The organism is Xenorhabdus mauleonii (assembly GCF_900113945.1).
GTDB classification, from domain to species: Bacteria; Pseudomonadota; Gammaproteobacteria; order Enterobacterales; family Enterobacteriaceae; genus Xenorhabdus; species Xenorhabdus mauleonii.
The window spans coordinates 1-1174 of the sequence record NZ_FORG01000093.1; the positions used below are offsets into that span (position 1 = coordinate 1).

Consider the following 1174-nt stretch of genomic DNA (forward strand, 5'->3'; position numbering starts at 1 on the left):
TGTCTAAAGAAAAGTTTGAACGTTCAAAACCGCACGTTAACGTTGGTACTATCGGCCACGTTGACCACGGTAAAACTACCCTGACTGCAGCAATCACCACCGTTCTGGCAAAAACCTACGGCGGTAGCGCACGTGCATTCGACCAGATCGATAACGCACCAGAAGAAAAAGCGCGTGGTATCACCATCTCTACTTCTCACGTAGAGTACGATACTCCAACTCGCCACTACGCACACGTTGACTGCCCAGGCCACGCCGACTATGTTAAAAACATGATCACGGGTGCTGCACAGATGGACGGCGCGATCCTGGTAGTTGCTGCGACTGATGGCCCAATGCCACAGACTCGTGAGCACATCCTGCTGGGTCGTCAGGTAGGCGTTCCATACATCATCGTGTTCCTGAACAAATGTGACATGGTTGATGATGAAGAGCTGCTGGAACTGGTAGAAATGGAAGTACGTGAGCTGCTGTCTCAGTACGATTTCCCAGGCGACGACACTCCAATCATCCGTGGTTCAGCTCTGAAAGCGCTGGAAGGCGAGGCAGAGTGGGAAGCGAAAGTTATCGAACTGGCAGAAGCACTGGATTCTTACATTCCAGAACCAGAGCGTGACATTGACAAGCCATTCCTGCTGCCAATCGAAGACGTATTCTCCATCTCCGGCCGTGGTACTGTAGTTACCGGTCGTGTTGAGCGTGGTATCGTTAAAGTTGGTGACGAAGTTGAAATCGTTGGTATCAAAGAAACAGCTAAAACCACTTGTACTGGCGTTGAAATGTTCCGCAAACTGCTGGACGAAGGCCGTGCGGGTGAGAACGTAGGTGTTCTGCTGCGTGGTACTAAGCGTGACGAAATCGAACGTGGTCAGGTTCTGGCTAAACCAGGTTCAATCAAGCCACACACCCAGTTCGAATCAGAAGTGTACATCCTGAGCAAAGATGAAGGTGGCCGTCATACTCCATTCTTCAAAGGTTACCGTCCACAGTTCTACTTCCGTACAACTGACGTAACCGGTACTATCGAACTGCCAGAAGGCGTAGAGATGGTAATGCCAGGTGACAACATCAACATGATCGTAACTCTGATTGCGCCAATCGCAATGGACGAAGGTCTGCGTTTCGCAATCCGTGAAGGCGGCCGTACTGTTGGTGCTGGTGTTGTTGCTAAAGT

At 50.6% G+C, this 1174-nt stretch carries 1 protein-coding gene; it reads left to right on the plus strand.

All coding sequences use genetic code 11. The features are described 5' to 3' along the window. On the plus strand, positions 1-1174 hold a 1174-nt coding region (gene tuf / locus BM100_RS22405), incomplete at both ends, for an elongation factor Tu (RefSeq protein WP_092515017.1).